At 61.5% G+C, this 19,234-nt stretch carries 14 protein-coding genes; 9 read left to right on the top strand and 5 right to left on the bottom strand.

Annotated elements, in window-relative coordinates; all coding sequences use genetic code 11:
• Positions 1–297: 297 nt before the first annotated feature.
• A complete protein-coding gene (gltA, locus tag BTW08_RS11080) occupies positions 298–1,587 on the bottom strand; it encodes a citrate synthase (protein ID WP_075562587.1) in 1,290 nt (429 codons plus the stop codon).
• Positions 1,588–2,085: 498 nt separating this feature from the next.
• Between gltA and sdhC the strand changes: the two genes are divergently transcribed.
• The 9 genes from sdhC (at position 2,086) to sucD (ending at position 13,744) form a co-directional block, all read left to right on the top strand.
• Entirely contained in the window at positions 2,086–2,463 is a 378-nt protein-coding gene (sdhC, locus tag BTW08_RS11075; protein ID WP_075562586.1) for a succinate dehydrogenase, cytochrome b556 subunit, read from the top strand.
• Positions 2,457–2,804 carry a succinate dehydrogenase, hydrophobic membrane anchor protein gene (gene sdhD, locus BTW08_RS11070; RefSeq protein ID WP_075562585.1) on the top strand — a complete coding sequence of 116 codons (348 nt, stop codon included), beginning with the start codon at positions 2,457–2,459 and terminating at the stop codon, positions 2,802–2,804. The genes sdhC and sdhD overlap by 7 nt, the downstream gene beginning before the upstream one ends.
• 3 nt (positions 2,805–2,807) lie before the next feature.
• Entirely contained in the window at positions 2,808–4,580 is a 1,773-nt protein-coding gene (gene sdhA, locus BTW08_RS11065; protein WP_075562584.1) for a succinate dehydrogenase flavoprotein subunit, read from the top strand.
• Between the two features lie 14 nt (positions 4,581–4,594).
• Positions 4,595–5,305 carry a succinate dehydrogenase iron-sulfur subunit gene (locus BTW08_RS11060; RefSeq protein ID WP_075562583.1) on the top strand — a complete coding sequence of 237 codons (711 nt, stop codon included), beginning with the start codon at positions 4,595–4,597 and terminating at the stop codon, positions 5,303–5,305.
• Positions 5,306–5,562: 257 nt separating this feature from the next.
• Complete coding sequence (locus BTW08_RS11055) at positions 5,563–8,394, top strand: 2-oxoglutarate dehydrogenase E1 component (RefSeq protein ID WP_075562582.1); 2,832 nt, start codon at positions 5,563–5,565, stop codon at positions 8,392–8,394.
• Between the two features lie 51 nt (positions 8,395–8,445).
• Complete coding sequence (odhB, locus tag BTW08_RS11050) at positions 8,446–10,056, top strand: 2-oxoglutarate dehydrogenase complex dihydrolipoyllysine-residue succinyltransferase (protein ID WP_075562581.1); 1,611 nt, start codon at positions 8,446–8,448, stop codon at positions 10,054–10,056.
• A gap of 81 nt (positions 10,057–10,137) precedes the next feature.
• On the top strand, positions 10,138–11,589 hold the full coding sequence (gene lpdA / locus BTW08_RS11045) for a dihydrolipoyl dehydrogenase (RefSeq protein WP_075562580.1): 1,452 nt from the start codon (positions 10,138–10,140) through the stop codon (positions 11,587–11,589).
• Positions 11,590–11,705: 116 nt separating this feature from the next.
• On the top strand, positions 11,706–12,872 hold the full coding sequence (gene sucC / locus BTW08_RS11040) for an ADP-forming succinate--CoA ligase subunit beta (RefSeq protein ID WP_075562579.1): 1,167 nt from the start codon (positions 11,706–11,708) through the stop codon (positions 12,870–12,872).
• On the top strand, positions 12,872–13,744 hold the full coding sequence (sucD, locus tag BTW08_RS11035) for a succinate--CoA ligase subunit alpha (RefSeq protein WP_075562578.1): 873 nt from the start codon (positions 12,872–12,874) through the stop codon (positions 13,742–13,744). Before sucC ends, sucD begins: the two co-directional genes overlap by 1 nt.
• A gap of 237 nt (positions 13,745–13,981) precedes the next feature.
• Here sucD and BTW08_RS11030 read toward each other — a convergent pair whose 3' ends face one another.
• From BTW08_RS11030 to BTW08_RS11015, 4 genes are all read right to left on the bottom strand, one after another.
• On the bottom strand, positions 13,982–14,980 hold the full coding sequence (locus tag BTW08_RS11030) for a lysylphosphatidylglycerol synthase transmembrane domain-containing protein (protein ID WP_075562577.1): 999 nt from the start codon (positions 14,978–14,980) through the stop codon (positions 13,982–13,984).
• Entirely contained in the window at positions 14,977–15,792 is an 816-nt protein-coding gene (locus BTW08_RS11025; protein ID WP_075562576.1) for a polysaccharide deacetylase family protein, read from the bottom strand. The genes BTW08_RS11030 and BTW08_RS11025 overlap by 4 nt, the downstream gene beginning before the upstream one ends.
• Entirely contained in the window at positions 15,785–16,918 is a 1,134-nt protein-coding gene (locus BTW08_RS11020) for a glycosyltransferase family 1 protein (protein WP_075562575.1), read from the bottom strand. The genes BTW08_RS11025 and BTW08_RS11020 overlap by 8 nt, the downstream gene beginning before the upstream one ends.
• A gap of 210 nt (positions 16,919–17,128) precedes the next feature.
• On the bottom strand, positions 17,129–19,069 hold the full coding sequence (locus tag BTW08_RS11015; RefSeq protein WP_075562574.1) for an exoribonuclease II: 1,941 nt from the start codon (positions 19,067–19,069) through the stop codon (positions 17,129–17,131).
• Positions 19,070–19,234: the final 165 nt, after the last annotated feature.

Genomic DNA, 19,234 nt, shown 5'->3' with positions numbered 1-19,234 from the left:
ACATCGCGTCGGCTTTTCCACTGCTTGATCCTGTCTCTCCTGCATCGCCGCTAACTTGCTGAAAGTACGCGCAAGAAATTTTTTGCTATTAAAATCAATGCCTTATTGTTGGTCAAAAATTACTCAATTTGCTGGCGGGGCGCCTCTGGAGGCGGTTTGGTGACATTATCGAGTGGTTTTTAACAGGGTTATCCACAGTAAGTGTGGAAATCTTCCGGGCGACCCGTCCGCATAAAAAAACCGCCGACCCAGGGTCGGCGGTTTTGACGGTGCTAGCTATTCGCTGTCCGGATCATCTTACTTGTCGTTCGGGTAGTCGCGCTTGTCGTATCCGGTGTAGAGCTGACGAGGACGGCTGATGCGATAGCCGTTGGTGATCATCTCGTTCCAGTGGGAAATCCAGCCAACGGTACGCGCCATCGCGAAGATGACGGTAAACATGTTGGTGGGAATGCCGATGGCCTTGAGAATGATCCCCGAGTAGAAGTCGACGTTGGGGTAGAGCTTGCGCTCGATGAAGTACTCGTCCTCGAGGGCGATCTGTTCCAGGCGCTTGGCGATCTGCAGCTGGGCATCGTCCCCGACCCCCAGTTCGCCCAAGACCTCGTCGCAGGTTTCCTTCATCACCTTGGCGCGTGGATCGAAGTTGCGATACACACGATGACCGAAGCCCATCAGCTTGAACGGATCGTCCTTGTCCTTGGCCTTGTCGATGAAGCGCTGGATGTTCTCTTCCGAGTCATCCCCGATCTCGTCGAGCATGGCCAGTACCGCTTCATTGGCACCGCCGTGTGCCGGTCCCCAAAGTGCTGCGATCCCGGCGCTGATGCAGGCGAACGGGTTGGCGCCGGTCGAGCCCGCCAGACGAACGGTGGACGTCGAGGCGTTCTGCTCATGATCGGCATGCAGCATGAAGATGCGATCCATGGCCTTGGCGATGACCGGATTGACCTCATAGCTCTCGCACGGATTGCCGAACATCATGTGCAGGAAATTTTCGGAGTAGTTGAGGTCGTTGCGCGGATACATGAACGGCTGGCCGATGTTGTACTTGTGACACATCGCCGCCAGGGTCGGCATCTTGGCAATCAGGCGTATGGCGCTGACATGGCGCTGATCGGCCTGAGTGATGTCGAGGTTGTCATGATAGAACGCGGCAAGACCGCCAACGACACCGCAGAGGACTGCCATGGGGTGGGCGTCGCGGCGGAAGCCCTTGTAGAAGTTGACGATCTGCTCGTGAACCATGGTGTGGCGAGCGATCGTGCTTCTGAACGTTTCATATTCATCGGAAGAGGGGAGCTCGCCGAACATCAACAGATAGGAGAGCTCGACGTAGTCGGAGTTCTCGGCCAGCTGTTCGATGGGATAGCCGCGATGAAGCAGGGTGCCGGCAGCGCCATCGATATAGGTGATGCCAGATTCGCACGAAGCAGTAGCGACGAAGCCAGGGTCGTAGGTAAACAGGCCTTCTGTGGTCAGGCTGCGGACGTCGATGACATCGGGGCCGACGGTGCCGGAGTAGACCGGCAGTTCGATGGCATTGTCGACACCATCGACCGATAATTTCGCTTTTCTGTCAGCCATGTAGGCCTCCTTTAACGTGACATAAGCCTTTGTCTTTACTGCCGTGCGGGCGAAAAATCGTTCGCCCACTATAGGTTTCCGCGGGGGATTGTCAATTCGCCAGAGGGGCCCCGGCGCCGCGGTTGCGGCGCCGGTCCCCATGCGCGAGATGATGGCGGGTGCCGGGCTGTTGGAAGTGTGCCCGTTCCTGTACTGGTCAGAGCACCATCATACCAACTGAAGGGGGCGGGCTGACAATAACGAAAGAATTCGAAATGAGTGTCGACAACCTTAAGTCTTCACCGGAGCTGGAATTTTTCGCTGTTTTACCGTCTAAGGGAACGATGTGGCGATTTGTCATACCGCTACCCAAACCCTATAATCTGCTACCGCACGATTTGGCATCGTCAGCCGGTTTGGGCCGCATCGGAACTGCTCTTGCGACCGTGATCCTGCTTCTAAAAACCACCGCCCCTGAACGGGCATGACCCGTCAGGGTTAAGAGAGTGTTTAAGCGCCGTGAATAGCAAACGTCCAGTAAACCTCGACCTATCCACCATTCATTTTCCACTTCCCGCGCTCACTTCCATCGCACATCGCATTACCGGCGTGATTCTCTTCGTCGGCCTGATCTTCGGCTTCTGGGCACTGGATGCGTCACTGTCCTCGCCCGAGGGGTTCGAATCGGTGCGTAATGCGCTGGCTCACAATGTGCTGGCGAAGCTGATTACCTGGGGCCTGCTGTCGGCACTCGGTTTTCACTTTGTCGCGGGGATCAAGCACCTGCTCATGGATACCGGCTACGGTGTCGATCTCGAGGGTGGCAATCGCAAGGCGCAGATCACGGTCGTGATCAGTGCTGTCTTGGTGGTTCTGGCGGGAGTCTGGGTATGGTAACCAATATTACGAATCTGGGTCGCAGCGGGCTCTCCGACTGGCTCATCCAGCGGGTGTCGGCCGTCGTTCTGGCGCTTTATGCGCTGTTCGTCGTGGCCTATCTGCTGTTCCATCCCAATCTGGACTATGCCACCTGGAGCGGCCTGTTCGCCCAGACCTGGATGCGCATCTTCTCCTTGCTGGCCTTCATATCCATGGCCGCTCACGCCTGGGTCGGTCTGTGGACGGTTTCCACCGACTATCTCAAACACACCGGTGTTCGCTTCGGTTTCCAGGCCGTGGTGATTCTCGCCATCTTCGTTTTTCTGGTGTGGGGCGTTCAAGTCCTCTGGGGAGCCTGATTCATGTCTACCATGCGTAACCTGTCATTCGACGCCATCATCATCGGTGGTGGCGGTTCCGGCCTGCGAGCGGCGCTCGAACTGGCCAAGTCCGGCAAGAAGACCGCCGTGCTGTCCAAGGTCTTCCCGACCCGCTCCCATACCGTGTCTGCTCAGGGTGGCATCACCTGTGCCATCGCTTCCGCCGATCCCGATGACGATTGGCGTTGGCACATGTACGACACCGTCAAGGGCGGCGACTATATCGCCGATCAGGACGCCGCCGAGTATCTCTGCTCCGAAGGCCCCAAGGCCGTGTTCGAGCTCGAGCACATGGGGTTGCCGTTCTCGCGTTTTGACAACGGCCGTATCTACCAGCGTCCCTTCGGCGGTCAGTCCAAGGACTTCGGCAAGGGCGGCCAGGCGGCGCGTACCTGTGCCGCGGCTGACCGTACCGGCCATGCGCTGCTGCACACGCTCTATCAGAATAATCTGAAGAACAACACCGTCTTCCTGGACGAGTGGTACGCCATCGATCTGGTGAAGAATGCCAATGGCGATGTCGTGGGTTGCATTGCGCTGTGCATCGAGACCGGTGAAATCGTTCACGTCACCTCCAAGGCGACCGTGCTGGCCACCGGCGGGGCGGGACGTATCTTCGCCTCGACCACCAACGCGCTGATCAATACCGGAGACGGTATCGGCATGGCGCTGCGGGCCGGTTTCCCGATGCAGGATATGGAAATGTGGCAGTTCCACCCGACCGGGATCTACGGCGCGGGTACCCTGGTGACGGAAGGCTGTCGTGGCGAGGGCGGCTATCTGATCAACAAGGATGGCGAACGCTTCATGGAGCGCTATGCGCCCAACGCCAAGGATCTGGCCGGCCGCGACGTGGTCGCCCGCTCGATGGTCATGGAGGTGCTGGAAGGTCGCGGCTGCGGCGAGAATGGCGACCATGTGATGCTCAAGCTGGATCACCTCGGCGAAGAGGTGCTGATGAAGCGCCTGCCGGGTATCGTCGAGCTCTCCAAGACCTTCGCCCACGTGGATCCGGTCAAGGAACCGATCCCGGTGACGCCGACCTGCCACTACATGATGGGCGGTATTCCGACCAACGTGCATGGCCAGGCCATCACCCAGGACAGCGACGGCAACGACCACATCATCAACGGCCTGTTCGCCTGCGGTGAAGCGGCCTGCGTGTCGGTTCATGGCGCCAACCGTCTGGGCGGCAACTCGCTGCTCGACCTGGTGGTCTTCGGTCGTGCCGCCGGCATCTACATCGACAAGGCGCTGAGCGAAGGGATCGACTATCTCGATGCGTCCGCTTCCGACATCGAGCGCGCCACCAGCCGTCTGGCGCGCTGGAACGAGTCCAGCGGTGGCGAGTCGGTTTCGGAGCTCAAGACCGAGCTGCAGAACACCATGCAGAATGCTTTCGGCGTGTTCCGTCAGGAAGACAACATGCAGGAAGGCGTCAAGAAGCTGGGCGAGCTGCGCGAGCGTATCGCGCAGGCACATCTTGGCGACAAGTCAGACGTCTTCAATACCGCCCGTGTCGAAGCACTCGAGCTCGACAATCTGCTGGAAGTCGCCGAAGCGACCGCGATCGCGGCGCTGGAGCGTAAGGAAAGCCGCGGTGCTCACTCGCGCTACGACTATCCGGATCGCGACGACGTCAACTGGCTCAAGCACTCGATCTTCAATCCGGGCAACAAGACCGTCACCCAGCGTGACGTCAACTTCACGCCCAAGACGGTCGATACTTTCGAGCCGAAGATCCGTACCTACTAAGGGGGTTGTCAACGATGTCCAGTCTTCAGGTTTCCGTCTATCGCTACAACCCTGAGACCGACTCCGCACCGTACATGCAGGAGTTCCAGATCGATACGCAAGGTCGCGATCTGATGGTTCTCAACATCCTGACCATGATCAAGGATCAGGATAGCTCGATGGCGTTTCGCCGCAGCTGTCGCGAAGGTGTCTGTGGCTCCGATGGCATGAACATGAACGGTACCAACGGTCTGGCCTGCATTACGCCGCTATCCGGCGTGGTGAAGGACAACAAGCTGGTGCTGCGTCCGTTGCCGGGGCTGCCGGTCATGCGCGACCTGGTGGTCGACATGGGGCTGTTCTACAAGCAGTACGAGCGGATGCAGCCATATCTGCAGAACGATACCGCCGAACCGGCGATCGAGCGTCTGCAGTCGCCGGAAGAGCGCGACAAGCTCGACGGTCTGTACGAGTGCATTCTGTGCGCGTGCTGCTCGACCTCTTGCCCGTCGTTCTGGTGGAATCCGGACAAGTTCGTCGGTCCTGCGGGTCTGCTGCAGGCGTATCGCTTCCTGGCAGACTCTCGCGACAACGCGACCCAGGCCCGTCTGGCCGAACTGGAAGATCCGTTCAGCCTGTTTCGGTGCCGCGGTATCATGAACTGTGTGGCGGTGTGTCCGAAGGGGCTCAACCCGACTCGGGCGATCGGCAAGATTCGCGAAATGTTGCTGTCCAACGCCACCTAACTCGTCGAAGGCGGCATCTACGACTTAAATCGTAGCGCTTGGCTTGTTATCATGTCGCCACGCTGTCGACTGCGGCGCGATGTCGCAGTCGAATTCAGCTCAAGATGTTGGCCGGTGCCTTGTGCATCGGCTTTTAACGATCATGACGTAGCTCTGAAGGCATGTTCGTTGGCCGTCTCGCGACGGTTCCGGAGTGACGCCGAGGCGCAACCGCGACCGGCGCCGACAACACCCCATCAGTGTAGGGTGAACAAGAGATGCAAGAAGGCATAATGGAGTTGATGTGGCGCACTTCTCACATGAGCGGCGGCAACGCTCACTATGTGGAAGCGCTCTACGAGCAGTATCTGAATGACCCCGCGACTGTCCCCGACGAGTGGCGCCAAGCGTTTGATCAGCTACCGCGACTGGAAGGCACTCCCGCCCAAGATGTTCCTCTCAGCCCCATTCGAGAGCAGTTCTACCAGCTGGCGCGCGAACGGCGTCCTGCCGCAACGGCCGCCTCCGGCAGCAGCGAGAACCGTAAGCAGGTCAAGGTTCTTCAGCTGATCAACGCCTATCGATTCCGTGGTCATCAGCGCGCCGAAATCGACCCGCTCGGTCTGCGCAAGCCGGACACCGTCCCCGATCTCGACCTCTCCTTTCACGACCTGACCCAGGCCGACATGAACACCGCGTTCCAGACCGGCTCGTTCTTTCTGGGCAAGGAAGAGGCACCGCTCAAGGAGATCGTCGAGGCACTGGACCAGACTTACTGTCGTTCGATCGGCTGTGAGTTCATGCACATCGTCAACACCGAAGAGAAGCGCTGGCTGCAGCAGCGGTTCGAATCGGTGCGCTCCAAGCCGAAGTACAGCCAGAGCGAGCGTGAACATCTGCTCGAACGCCTGACGGCGGCCGAGGGGCTGGAAAGCTATCTCGCCTCCAAGTACCCCGGCACCAAGCGTTTCGGTCTGGAGGGCGGCGAGTCGTTCATTCCGATGATGGACGAGATCATCCAGCGCAGCGGCAACTATGGCGTCAAGGAAGTGGTCATCGGCATGGCCCACCGCGGGCGTCTCAACCTGCTGGTCAATATCCTCGGCAAGAGCCCTTCGGAGCTGATCGACGAGTTCGACGGCAAGAAACAGATCGAGCACGGTTCCGGCGACGTCAAGTATCACCAGGGTTTCAGCTCCAACGTGATGACGCCCGGTGGCGAGGTTCACCTGGCGCTGGCGTTCAACCCTTCGCACCTGGAGATCGTTTCGCCGGTGGTCGAGGGTTCGGTTCGCGCCCGCCAGGATCGCCGCCAGGATGACGACGGCAAGCAGGTGCTGCCGGTCGTCGTGCATGGCGACGCGGCGTTCGCCGGTCAGGGCGTGGTGATGGAAACCTTCCAGATGTCGCAGACTCGCGGTTACAAGACCGGCGGTACGCTGCACATCGTGATCAACAATCAGGTCGGTTTCACCACATCGCGTGCCGACGATGCGCGCTCGACCGAGTACTGCACGGACATCGCCAAGATGGTTCAGGCGCCGATTCTGCACGTCAACGGCGACGATCCGGAAGCGGTGCTGCATGCAACTCAGGTTGCCGTCGACTATCGCAAGGAGTTCCAGCGCGATGTCGTCATCGATCTGGTCTGCTATCGCCGTCGGGGCCACAACGAAGCGGATGAGCCCTCCGGCACCCAGCCGCTGATGTACTCCAAGATCAAGTCGCACAAGTCGACGCGCACGCTCTACGTCGAACAGCTGATCAAGGAAGGCGTGCTGGACGAGGACCAGGCCAAGCAGCTGGGCGAGCAGTATCGTGACGACCTGCTGGCCGGCAATCATGTTGCCAACGCGCTGGTCAAACAGCCCAATACCGGACTGTTCGTCGACTGGACGCCCTATCTCGGCCACGAGTGGAGCGGCGATACCGATACCAGCTGCGACCTCGAACATCTGACGCAGCTGGCGCAGAAGATGAGCGAGATCCCCAACGGTATCGACGTTCAACGTCAGGTATCTCGGGTCTACGAGGAGCGTCGCAAGATGCTCGCCGGCAACCAGCCGCTCAACTGGGGCTTCGCCGAGACGCTGGCCTACGCCACCCTGGTCGACGCCGGTCATCCGGTCCGTCTGACCGGCCAGGACACCGGCCGAGGCACGTTCTCGCACCGTCACGCCGTGGTCCACAATCAGGCCGACGCGTCGACCTATGTGCCGCTTCAGCACATCAAGGACGATCAGCCGGCTTTCGCCATCTACGACTCGTTCCTGTCGGAAGAGGCCGTGCTGGCGTTCGAGTATGGCTACGCCACCACGGCGCCCAACTCGCTGATCGTGTGGGAAGCGCAGTTCGGTGACTTCTTCAACGGTGCCCAGGTCGTGGTCGATCAGTTCATCTCGTCGGGTGAGTCGAAGTGGGCCCGATTCTGCGGTCTGACCCTGCTGTTGCCGCACGGCTACGAAGGGCAGGGGCCGGAGCACTCCTCCGCTCGCCTCGAGCGTTTCCTGCAGCTTTGTGCCGAGCACAACATGCAGGTCTGCGTGCCCACCACGCCGGCCCAGATCTTCCACTTGCTGCGCCGCCAGGTGATTCGTCCGCTGCGCAAGCCGTTGATCGTGATGTCGCCGAAGAGTCTGCTGCGTCACAAGGACGCGACTTCGACCATGGAAGAGCTGTCCGATGGCCGCTTCCAGATGGTCATTCCCGATATCGGCGAGCGAGATCCCCAGCAGGTCAAGCGGGCCGTGCTCTGTTCGGGCAAGGTCTATTATGACCTCGCGACGTACCGCTCCGAAAACGAGCGTGACGATACGGCGATCATTCGTGTCGAGCAGCTCTACCCGTTCCCCAAGGACGAGCTGCTAGAAGCGCTGAAGACCTATCCGAATCTGGAACAGGTCGTCTGGTGTCAGGAAGAACCGCTCAACCAGGGTGCCTGGTATCAGAGCCAACATCATCTGCGCCTGGTGGCAAGCATGGTGCGCGAGGGGCTGGATCACGGCCTCAAGTTCGCCGGTCGTCCGGCGTCTGCCGCCCCGGCCGCAGGCTATATGTCTGTCCATGTGGCCCAACAGAGCCAACTGGTCGACGACGCTTTCAACGCGTAAGGCGCCTTGCCGCTGAGACAGGCGCGAGAGAAAAGAGACTAAGGATACGACATGGCTACTGATATCAAAGCGCCGACTTTTCCCGAATCCGTTGCCGAGGGAACGGTTGCCACCTGGCACAAGAAAGTGGGTGATAGCGTCGAGCGCGATGAACTGATCGTCGAGATCGAGACCGACAAGGTCGTTCTCGAAGTGGTGGCGCCCGAAGCGGGCACGCTCTCCGAAATCAAGATCGAGGAAGGCAACACCTGTGAGTCCGAACAGGTGCTGGGCGTTCTCGGCGCGGCTTCCGAGGGCGGCAAGAGCGAGGACAAGCCCTCAGCCGATGCCAAGGGCGAAGCCGAGTCGGAAGACAAGAGCCAATCGGCGAATGAAGAGAAGCCGGCTGCCAAGGATAAGCCCGCGGCCTCCGGCAAGAGTCATGAGGTCAAGGCGCCGAGCTTCCCTGAATCCGTTCAGGAAGGCACCGTCGCCAGCTGGAACAAGAAGGTCGGCGAAGCGGTCAAGCGCGATGAAGTGCTGGCCGAAATCGAGACCGATAAGGTCGTGCTCGAAGTCGTTGCACCGGCTGACGGCGCGCTCGCCGAGATCAAGGTCGAAGAAGGCGAGGTCGTCGAATCCGAAGCGCTGCTGGCCGTGTTCTCCGAAGGTGCCGGTGGAGAAGGTGCCGGTGGTGACAACGACAGCAGTGCTTCCGCCGAATCCGCCGGCGACCAGGACCAGGCATCAGCCGCCGAAGGCGAGCAGGACGCCAAGGTCGACGGCAAGATTCTGGCCCCGGCCGCGCGCAAGATGGCGGCCGAGAACGATCTCGACGTCAGCAAGCTCGAGGGGACCGGCAAGGGCGGTCGCGTGCTGAAGGAAGACGTGCAGAAGGCGATCGACGACGGCTCGGCGAAGAAATCCGCCAAGCCGGCAGCGTCTGCTCCGAAAGCGGCGGCTGCGCCGGCGGTCGAGGGCGAGCGTCCCGAACAGCGCGTGCCGATGAGCCGTCTGCGCCAGACCATCGCCAAGCGTCTGGTCCAGGCTCAGCAGACCGCCGCCATGCTCACTACCTACAACGAGGTGGACATGAGCGCGGTGATGGCGCTGCGCAGCGAATACAAGGACACCTTCCTCAAGGCGCACGACGTCAAGCTCGGCTTCATGGGCTTTTTCGTCAAGGCGGCGACCGAGGCGCTCAAGCGCTTCCCGGACGTCAACGCCTCCATCGACGGCACCGATATCGTCTATCACGGCTATCAGGATATCGGCGTTGCCGTTTCCACGCCGCGAGGTCTGGTCGTGCCGGTGCTGCGTGACACCGACAGCATGAAGCTGGCCGATGTCGAGAAGGCGATCGGCGATTTCGGTCAGCGTGGCAAGCAAGGCAAGCTCGGCATCGAAGACATGCAGGGTGGCACGTTTACCATCACCAACGGCGGCATCTTCGGTTCGCTGATGTCGACGCCGATCCTGAATCCGCCGCAGACCGCGATCCTGGGCATGCACAAGATCCAGGAACGTCCGATGGCAGTGAACGGCAAGGTTGAGATCCGTCCGATGATGTATCTCGCCGTCTCCTACGATCACCGCATGATCGATGGCAAGGACGCGGTCCAGTTCCTGGTGGCCATCAAGTCGTTGCTGGAAGATCCGGCGCGTCTGCTGCTGGACATCTAAGCGCCTTCGACTCAACCATCCGACTGTCGATTCGCCGGGCTCGCCCGGCGAATGGCAAACGAAGCGAACAGGATATTTTTCATGGCCGATAAATTCGATGTAATCGTCATTGGTGCGGGTCCTGGAGGCTACGTCGCCGCGATCCACGCCGCTCAGCTGGGCCTCAAGACGGCCTGTGTCGAGAAGTGGGTCAACAAGGAAGGCAAAACGGTTCACGGCGGCACCTGTCTGAACGTGGGTTGCATCCCTTCCAAGGCATTGCTCGAAACCTCGCACAAGTTCGTCGAGACGCGCGATCACTATGCCGAGATCGGGATCAACGTCGGCGATGTCTCGACCGATGTGACCAAGATGATGGAGTTCAAGAACAGCGTCATCGCCAAGAACACCGGCGGTATCAGCATGCTGTTCAAGTCCAATGGCGTCACTGCTCTGGAAGGCACCGGCAAGCTGCTCGATGGCAAGAAGGTCGAAGTGACCGGCCACGACGGCAAGACGGAAACCTATGAAGCCGATAACGTCGTCATCGCCTCCGGTTCCGTACCGGTGAACATTCCGCCGGCACCGATGACCGACGATGTCATCGTCGACTCTGCCGGTGCGCTGGAGTTCACCGAGGCGCCCAAGCGTCTCGGCGTGATCGGCGCCGGCGTCATCGGGCTAGAGCTAGGCAGCGTGTGGAGCCGTCTCGGCAGCGAAGTTACCGTTCTCGAAGCGCTCGATACGTTCCTGCCGATGGTCGACCAGGCGGTTGCCAAGGATGCCCAGAAGCTGTTCAAGAAGCAGGGTCTGGACATCAAGATGGGCGCCCGGGTGACCGGTTCCGACATCAAGGGCAAGGGCAAGTCGCGCGAAGTCGTGGTCAAGTACACCGACGGCGACGGCGAGCAGGAACAGACCTTCGACAAGCTGATCGTCTGTGTCGGGCGCAAGCCGTACACCGACAAGCTGCTCGACGAGTCGGCGGGCATCAAGCTCGATGAGCGCGGGTTCGTGTTCGTCGACGACCAGTGCCGTACCAATGTTTCGGGCGTCTACGCCATCGGCGACGTGGTTCGTGGGCCGATGCTGGCGCACAAGGCCTCCGAAGAGGGTGTCATGGTGGCCGACATCATCGCTGGCCAGAAGCCGGAAATGAACTACGATGCCATTCCCAGCGTGATCTACACGGCGCCGGAAGTGGCGTGGGTCGGCATCAACGAGCAGCAGGCCAAGGAACAGGGCATCGAAGTCAAGACCGGTGCTTTCCCGTTCTCGGCCAGTGGACGCGCGCTCGCCAACAACGCGCCGGAAGGTATGGTTAAGGTCATTGCCGACGCCAACACCGACCGTGTTCTCGGCGTTCATATTCTGGGTCAGCACGCCGGCGAATTGATCGCCCAGGGCGTGATCGCGATGGAATTCGGCTCCAGTGCCGAAGACCTGGCGCTGACCTGCTTCGCGCACCCGACGCTGTCGGAAGCGGTACACGAAGCGGCGCTGGCGGTCGATGGGCACGCCATCCACATGGCCAATCGCAAGAAGCGAAAGTAAGTCGTTCTCTCGCGCTTCTTGCACTAGGTGCCATTCCACCGGGATGGCACGGGGGTGACGAGCCGGCTTCCGGCTCGTTGCCATTCGAGTCACATGCAACCTAATGGCATGAATCGATGAACCTTCACGAGTATCAGGGCAAACAGCTGTTTGCCGATTACGGTCTTCCAGTGTCCAAGGGCTTTGCCGTCGACACGCCGGATGAAGCCGCAAAGGCCTGCAAGAAAATCGGTGGCGACAAGTGGGTCGTCAAGGCACAGGTTCACGCAGGCGGTCGCGGCAAGGCCGGTGGCGTCAAGCTGGTCGAAAGTCCGGAAGCCGCCAAGGCGTTCGCCGAGCAGTGGCTGGGCAAGAATCTGGTGACCTACCAGACCGACGAAAAAGGTCAGCCGGTTGCCAAGATTCTGGTCGAGAACTGCACCGATATCGCCAGCGAGCTGTATCTGGGCGCGGTAGTCGATCGCGCCACACGCCGCGTCGTGTTCATGGCCTCCACCGAAGGTGGTGTCGAAATCGAGAAAGTGGCCGAGGAAACGCCCGAGAAGATCCTCAAGGCCGAGATCGATCCGCTGGTCGGCGCACAGCCGTACCAGGCGCGCGAACTGGCGTTCCAGCTGGGCCTGAACAAGGATCAGATCAAGCAGTTCACCAAGATCTTCCTGGGCCTCTCCAAGCTGTTCCTGGACAAGGACCTGGCGCTGCTGGAAGTCAACCCGCTGGTGATCACCGACGAAGGCAACCTTCACTGCCTCGACGCCAAGATCAACCTCGACGCCAACGCCATGTATCGTCATCCCGACCTGCAGGCGATGCGCGATCCGTCGCAGGAAGACGAGCGCGAAGCGCATGCCCAGGAATGGGAGCTCAACTACGTTGCGCTCGACGGTAACATCGGTTGCATGGTCAACGGCGCAGGCCTGGCCATGGGTACCATGGATATCGTCAACCTCAACGGTGGCAGCCCGGCCAACTTCCTCGATGTCGGTGGCGGTGCGACCAAGGAGCGCGTGGCGGAAGCGTTCAAGATCATTCTCTCCGACACCAACGTCAAGGCCGTTCTGGTCAATATCTTCGGCGGCATCGTACGTTGCGACATGATCGCCGAGGGCATCATCGGTGCCGTCGAGCAGGTCGGCGTCAACGTACCGGTCGTGGTGCGTCTGGAAGGTAACAACGCCGAGCTGGGCGCCGAGAAACTGGCTTCCAGTGGACTCAACATCATCGCTGCTACCAGCCTGACTGACGCGGCTCAGCAGGTCGTCAAAGCGGCGGAGGGCAAGTAATGAGTATCCTGATCGACAAGAGCACCAAGGTCATTTGCCAGGGTTTCACTGGCGGCCAGGGCACCTTCCACTCCGAGCAGGCGATTGCCTACGGCACCAACATGGTCGGTGGCGTCACGCCGGGCAAGGGTGGCCAGGAACATCTCGGTCTGCCGGTGTTCAACACCGTCAAGGAAGCGGTCGAGAAGACTGGCGCCGAAGCGTCCGTCATCTACGTGCCGGCGCCGTTCTGCAAGGACTCGATCCTCGAAGCCGCCAATGCTGGCATCAAGCTGATCGTCTGCATTACCGAAGGCATTCCGACGCTGGACATGCTCGACGTCAAGGTCAAGTGCGACGAGCTGGGTGTGCGTCTGATCGGCCCGAACTGCCCGGGCGTGATCACGCCGGGCGAGACCAAGATCGGCATCATGCCGGGTCATATACACAAGCCGGGCCGCGTCGGTATCGTCTCGCGCTCGGGGACTTTGACCTATGAAGCGGTCAAGCAGACCACCGATCATGGCTTCGGCCAGTCCACCTGCGTGGGCATCGGCGGCGATCCGATCCCGGGCTCGACGTTCATCGACATCCTCGAGATGTTCGAAAAGGATCCGCAGACCGAAGCGATCGTGATGATCGGTGAAATCGGCGGTACCGCCGAAGAGGAAGCGGCAGCCTACATCAAGGCCAACGTGACCAAGCCGGTGGTGTCCTACATCGCGGGTGTCACGGCGCCTCCGGGCAAGCGCATGGGCCATGCCGGTGCGATCATTTCCGGCGGCAAGGGCACTGCGGACGAGAAATTCGCGGCGCTGGAAGATGCCGGCGTCAAGACCGTGCGTTCACTCGCCGAAATCGGCGATGCACTGAAAGCTGCCACCGGCTGGTAAGTCAGTGATGCGCTAGGCAGTGCGAGACGTCATGTCTCTTCGACGGCCCGCCAGGTTTTCCTGGCGGGCCGTTGTCGTTATAGGCGGTGTTTTAGGCGTCGTTTTGGACGGCCGTTTCGGGCGGTCATTTCGTGACCTTCGAATGAAGGAGGGGATGTGCCGGAAACGGCCAGGCGTCGACCGTCTGCACCCGGCTATCGGCACCGGGCTATTGGCAACAACGACCAGGTACGCCGGCTACGCGCGTTTGCGCTTGTTGATCATGCGCAGGAATGCCTTTCCGGCGGTAGCGAGGAAGATCGGGAAGCCGGCCAGCAGGTAGAAATAGTAGGTGACGAAACGCCAGATCAGCACGGCGGCAGCGGCGCTTTGTGCACCGATCAGCGGCGTCAGTAGAGCGGATGACGTCAACTCGGCGCCCCCGGCGCCCCCGGGTAGAAAGCTCAGCTGCCCGGCGGCCATCGATACCATCTGGACCAGAAAGGTCCAGGCCCAGTCGATGTGCTGCCCCAGTCCCTGAACGACCAGGTAGAGAATGCTGTAGCGGATCAGCCAATGAGCGCAGCAGAGCAGGAATACACTCAGCAACAGCCAGCGCGGTAGCCGCAGGGTTTCGATCAGCGAGTTGCGAAAATGCAGAAGCCGGCGGGCGAAGCCGAAACGCGAGCGGCGCTTGACGTTGAGTTTCTCCAGCCAGCGGCCGGTGATATGCATGACGCGGGTGTAATGGGTCAGCGTCAGCCATAATACGACGAGCGCGCTGAGCAGCAGCAGCGTGGGTAAACCCACCAGCCAGCCGAGTTTCAAGTCGACGGCCTCGATCAGAACGTAGAGTGCAACGCCGATCAGGCCCGACAGGAAGAACAGCAGGTCGGTGAGCTGATCGACGGCAAAAATGGCCGATGCCTGAGCCGGTCTGATGCCGCGCCGGGCCAGCAGGCCCAGTAGAGTCAACGGACCACCGGTGCCGCCCGGCGTGGCGCAGATCGCGAATTCCGTCGCCATCACGATCGAAAAGGCGCGGATCTGGGAGAGTTTCCCCGCCCGCCCGGCCAACAGCAGTCTTAGACGCAGCGCGTTGAGATTCCAGCAGACCACGATCATGCCCATCATCAGCAGCAGTTGCGAAGTCGGGAAGCCTCGTAGTTCGGCAACGATGCCGCCACCACCGATCAGAATCGGGATCGCCAGCGCCGCTACCAGACCCAGTGCCAGCAGCCACAGAATACGTTTCATGCCGCTGGACGATCCTTGTTCGCTTGGCTGGCGAGATCGTCAGTCGCGAGGTCGGGCGCCTCATGATCGAGCCAGGTCCGTTTGGTCAACGGTTGGCGACCGTTTTCCAGCAAGTGCTCGACCAGCTGCAGCCAGTAGTCGTAGGAGGGCTTGTAGCGCATGTCGACAGGATGCAGCGCCAGCCGCAGCAGCGGCGCGTGCTGGAAACGACGATACTGAATGGCGCTGACCACACGCGACATGCCGCGTCGCCAGGCGCTGCGCGCGCTCCAGACGATGCTCGGCGCTTCCAGCGGGGCGAAGCCGGGTAGGCGATACAGCTGTTGCGGATCGCTGGTGTAGCTGAACGGACGAGCCTGCAGGGCTTGGCGCGTGCCCTGGCTCATCAGCCAGGCGGGCGCCACGAAGCCGCCATGGGGCCAGCCGCAGGCATCGAACTGCGCCAACCCCTCATCGAGCAGGGCGCCCGCCTGGCCACGGTCGAGCGCGTAGAACTCGCCCTCCCAGGTGTAGATCCGGCGCATGTAGTAATCTCGCAGCGAACGCGGCGCCGGTGCATCGTCACGGTGGTAATAGCCATGCAGCGTCAGCTCGTCGCCGAGCGCCAGGCGGGCATCGAGCACCCGGCGCAGGGTATCGCTCTCCCGGCATTCGCCACGGCCATGAAAATTGGGCACGACGAGCCAGGTGATCGGGATGCGTTGCCCCAGTCGTTCGCTCAGATGGTCGATCGCTTCGACGAAGCCGCGATAGTCCGGCCAGGTTTCGGGGGCGATATCGTGGAGCACCAGCGAGAAATGCCGTTTATCCATGCTGAGAGCCCTGCTGGGTTTCCCCCGCGCCTTCGGTGGCGCTGGTCAGCCGGCGGTAATGAGAAAGCAGCCCGTCGATGACGACGTCCCAGTCGTGGTTGCGCTCGACGTAACGGCGCGCGCGACGTCCGGCTTGCGAGGCGTCGTGATTGGCGAACAGCTCTTTCACGGCGCGCGCCATGTCCGCCGGCGAGTGCGGCTCGCTCAACAGACCACAGCCCAGCGGCACGTTTTCGGCCAGCGCGCCCGCCCGTGCGGCGACCACGGGAATGCCGCTGGCCATGGCTTCCAGAGCGACCAGGCCGAAGGTCTCCTGGGTGCCGGCGTGGACCAGTGCATCGCTGGACGCCAGCCAGCTCGCGACTTCCTCGGTCGGCGTATAGCGATCGATCACGCTGACGTTGTCGGGAACCTGGGTAGGCATGCTGGGGCCGACCAGCAGCAGGTGATAGCCCTTGCCGAGCAGGCGGGCGGTTTCCAGCAGATCGTGCAGATTCTTTTCGCGCGAGCCACGGCCGACGAAGATCAACAGTTTGGTGTCGTCGTCGAGATTCAGTCGCTGGCGCATGGCGGCGTTCTGGCGGCTGGGGTGGAACGTCTCCAGATCGACGCCCAGCGGCTGGATGGCGACTCGCTCGATTCCGAGCCGTGTCAGCCGCTCGGCCATCACACGGCTGGGCGCCAGCACCTGATCGAAGCGACGGTAGAGCTGATAGACGTAGCGCTCCACCAGTTTGTCGGTGCCGCTGCCCAGCCGATTGCTGATCAGCCTGGGCAGATCGGAGTGATAGAACCCGACGACCGGTACGTCGAGCTTGCGCCCGGCACGCAGCGCCGCCCAACCGGTCACATAGGGGTCGCCCGCTTCGATGATATCCGGCGACAGGCGGACTAGCTCGCGCTCCCAGCCGCGTCGGCGCAGCGGAAACCGATAGCCCTGGCTGAACGGCAGCGGCGGTGACGGAATTTCGTGGATGCCGTTATGGGTGAAGAGCTGCGAGCCAGGAATCAGCAGGCTGCAGGTGACGCCGGGCAGCTTGGCAAGGCGCCGGTGCTTGGCATCGAGATAGGTACGAACCCCGCCACTGGCGGGGGCATAGAACATCGTGACGTCGGCAATATGCAACGCGCCGCTCCTCTTAAAAACATCCCTGTCGGTACGGCCCATTCGGAGAATGGCGACGACTGATTGAATCGATGACCGGCGATACCAATGACCGACGATATCCATGACCGACTACATTGCAGTATATCGTCTTACCGCCGCAGGGCGTTCACACCATAGTGGTAGTCCGTCCGCGCGGCTGTCGGCAATGCGGACGGACCTGCATACCGCTCAATCGGCAGGCGTTGCCACCAGCGAGCGGGTCGCCTCACGAGCCTCGACGAGCTTGACGCGCGTACTGCCGCCTAGCTGGTAGCGCAACTCGCCGGCGATCTGGATACGGCCTTCCTTGTCGTCGATGGCCACCTGGGTGCGGTCGCTATGAATCATCGGCGCCGGCACGAACGCCGTGGCACCGTTGGCCGTCAGGCGAACGCGCATGCCCCCACGGCGGATGTCGATGATGTCGGCATCGAAAATCTCACCCTGCTCGAGGGTGGCGCCCAGGTAGCGCACGTAAAGCCAGTCTTTGACGTCGCGTTCGGCCATTCGGTTCAGTCGGCGGCGCTCGGTCAGTTGTTCGGTCAGTTGCTGGCTGGCCTCGGCGGGAGCCGCTTCCGACTTCAGGAAGCGCTTGATCAGGCGATGGTTGACCATATCGCCGTACTTGCGGATCGGTGATGTCCAGGTCGCGTAGGCGGGCAGCCCCAGGCCGAAATGCGGTCCGGGACGAGCCGACATGTTGGTGTAGCCCTGGAAGCGGCGCAGGCGGACGTCCAGCCAGGCGTCTTCGCGAGCATCCAGCGCCCGGCGAAATTCGCGATAGCGGGGGAGTTCGGAAAGCTGCTCGCGCTCTGCCGGGATCTCCTGGGCGGCCAGAAACTCCAGTGCCTGGTCGATTTTCTCCGGCTCGAAGGCGTGATGCACGTTGAAGATGCCGTGGCCGACTTCCTTGGCCAGCAGATCGGCGCAGCAGGCGTTGGCGACGATCATCGCTTCTTCGATCATGCGCTGGGCGACGCGGCGCTCCTCGACCCGGATACCGAGCACGTTACCGGCATCGTCGAGATCGAACGCATAATCCGGACGATCCTTGAATACCAGCGTGTTGGCCTCGCGCCAGGCGGCGCGGGCGCGGGATAGCTCGGCCAGCGCCGTCAACTGCTCGGCGATCGGTGCTGCCGGCGCCTCGGCGTTCGGTTCGCCGTCGATCCAGTCGGAAACCGCGTCGTACACCAGCCTCGCGTGGGAGCGAATCGTGGCGGCGAAAAAGCGATACTCGCCCAGGGTACCGTCGCGACCGACATGCAGCCGGCAGGCCAGTACCGGACGCTCGACGTCCGGTTTCAGCGAACACAGGTCATCGGCCAGCGCTTCCGGCAGCATGGTGATGTTCTGGCCCGGCAGATAGACCGTGAAGGCGCGCGTGCGGGCTTCCTTGTCCGCCGGGTGGGACTCGTCCAGGTAGGCGGTGGGATCGGCGATCGCCACCGTCATTGTCCAGCCGTCGTCGGTCGCTTCGACGCGCAGTGCGTCGTCCATGTCGCGAGTCTTCTCGCCATCGATGGTGAAGAATGGCTCGGCGGTGAGGTCTTCGCGGACCAGACCTCCTTCCTGCAGCGGCCAGGTGTCGGCAGCCGGCGGGCACTCTTGTTCGAGCGCGTGGCGTGCCAGCGTGACCCGCCAGGGCACGGAAGGATCCTCACTCTTGACCACCAGCTCGTCGATCTGGGTAAAGAACGCGCGATCGTCCGGGCGCAGCGGATGGCGAATCAGCCGCGCGACGACCCAGTCGCCGTCGGCGATGTCGGACTCTTCCAGCGAGCGCTTGAGACGCGCCTTGAGTGAAAGATTGATCGAAGGATGATCGGGAACCACGGCCAGCCGGCCGTCGCGTTTCTGCACGCGTGCCACGAAGCGGTCCAGCGAGGCTTCGATCAAGCTTTCCGGATCGGCCTGTTTCTTGTCGCCATCCTCCTTGATCACCGCTTCGATGCGATCACCATGAACGACCTGCTTCATGGCGGGAGGCGGAATGAAATAGGACGTGCCATCTTCGGCTTCGAGGAAACCGAACCCCTTGTCGGTGGCCTTGACGGTGCCCTGGACACGGGGAGTGTTGGCCCGGATATTTTGCTTCAGCTGGGCTAGAAGAGAGTTGTTCTGCAGCATCGGATCGGATCGAATCGGTCGGTGGACGAGAGCGACACTATACGGATTCCTCCCGAGCCACGCCAATCGTCCCCGCCGGGAGCGCTCGCCGACGTCGGGCAAGCGAGAGGTTCGCCGAATTCGACCAAAGTTGGCGGCTTAAAGTCTGGCAGATTGGTATGCGAC

This window comes from Salinicola sp. MH3R3-1 (assembly GCF_001937155.1).
Lineage (GTDB): Bacteria > Pseudomonadota > Gammaproteobacteria > Pseudomonadales > Halomonadaceae > Salinicola > Salinicola halophyticus.
The sequence above is the reverse complement of the archived record's forward strand: the minus strand, read 5'-3'. Positions and strand labels throughout refer to the sequence as shown.

Bases quoted from the DNA above. Each gene is read 5' to 3' on its own strand.
- BTW08_RS11025 (WP_075562576.1), bottom strand. From the start codon at position 15,792: ATGGATAAACGGCATTTCTCGCTGGTGCTCCACGATATCGCCCCCGAA.
- BTW08_RS11030 (WP_075562577.1), bottom strand. From the start codon at position 14,980: ATGAAACGTATTCTGTGGCTGCTGGCACTGGGTCTGGTAGCGGCGCTG.
- sucD (WP_075562578.1), top strand. From the start codon at position 12,872: ATGAGTATCCTGATCGACAAGAGCACCAAGGTCATTTGCCAGGGTTTC.
- sucC (WP_075562579.1), top strand. From the start codon at position 11,706: ATGAACCTTCACGAGTATCAGGGCAAACAGCTGTTTGCCGATTACGGT.
- sdhA (WP_075562584.1), top strand. From the start codon at position 2,808: ATGTCTACCATGCGTAACCTGTCATTCGACGCCATCATCATCGGTGGT.
- BTW08_RS11060 (WP_075562583.1), top strand. From the start codon at position 4,595: ATGTCCAGTCTTCAGGTTTCCGTCTATCGCTACAACCCTGAGACCGAC.
- BTW08_RS11015 (WP_075562574.1), bottom strand. From the start codon at position 19,069: ATGCTGCAGAACAACTCTCTTCTAGCCCAGCTGAAGCAAAATATCCGG.
- sdhD (WP_075562585.1), top strand. From the start codon at position 2,457: ATGGTAACCAATATTACGAATCTGGGTCGCAGCGGGCTCTCCGACTGG.
- odhB (WP_075562581.1), top strand. From the start codon at position 8,446: ATGGCTACTGATATCAAAGCGCCGACTTTTCCCGAATCCGTTGCCGAG.
- gltA (WP_075562587.1), bottom strand. From the start codon at position 1,587: ATGGCTGACAGAAAAGCGAAATTATCGGTCGATGGTGTCGACAATGCC.
- BTW08_RS11055 (WP_075562582.1), top strand. From the start codon at position 5,563: ATGCAAGAAGGCATAATGGAGTTGATGTGGCGCACTTCTCACATGAGC.
- lpdA (WP_075562580.1), top strand. From the start codon at position 10,138: ATGGCCGATAAATTCGATGTAATCGTCATTGGTGCGGGTCCTGGAGGC.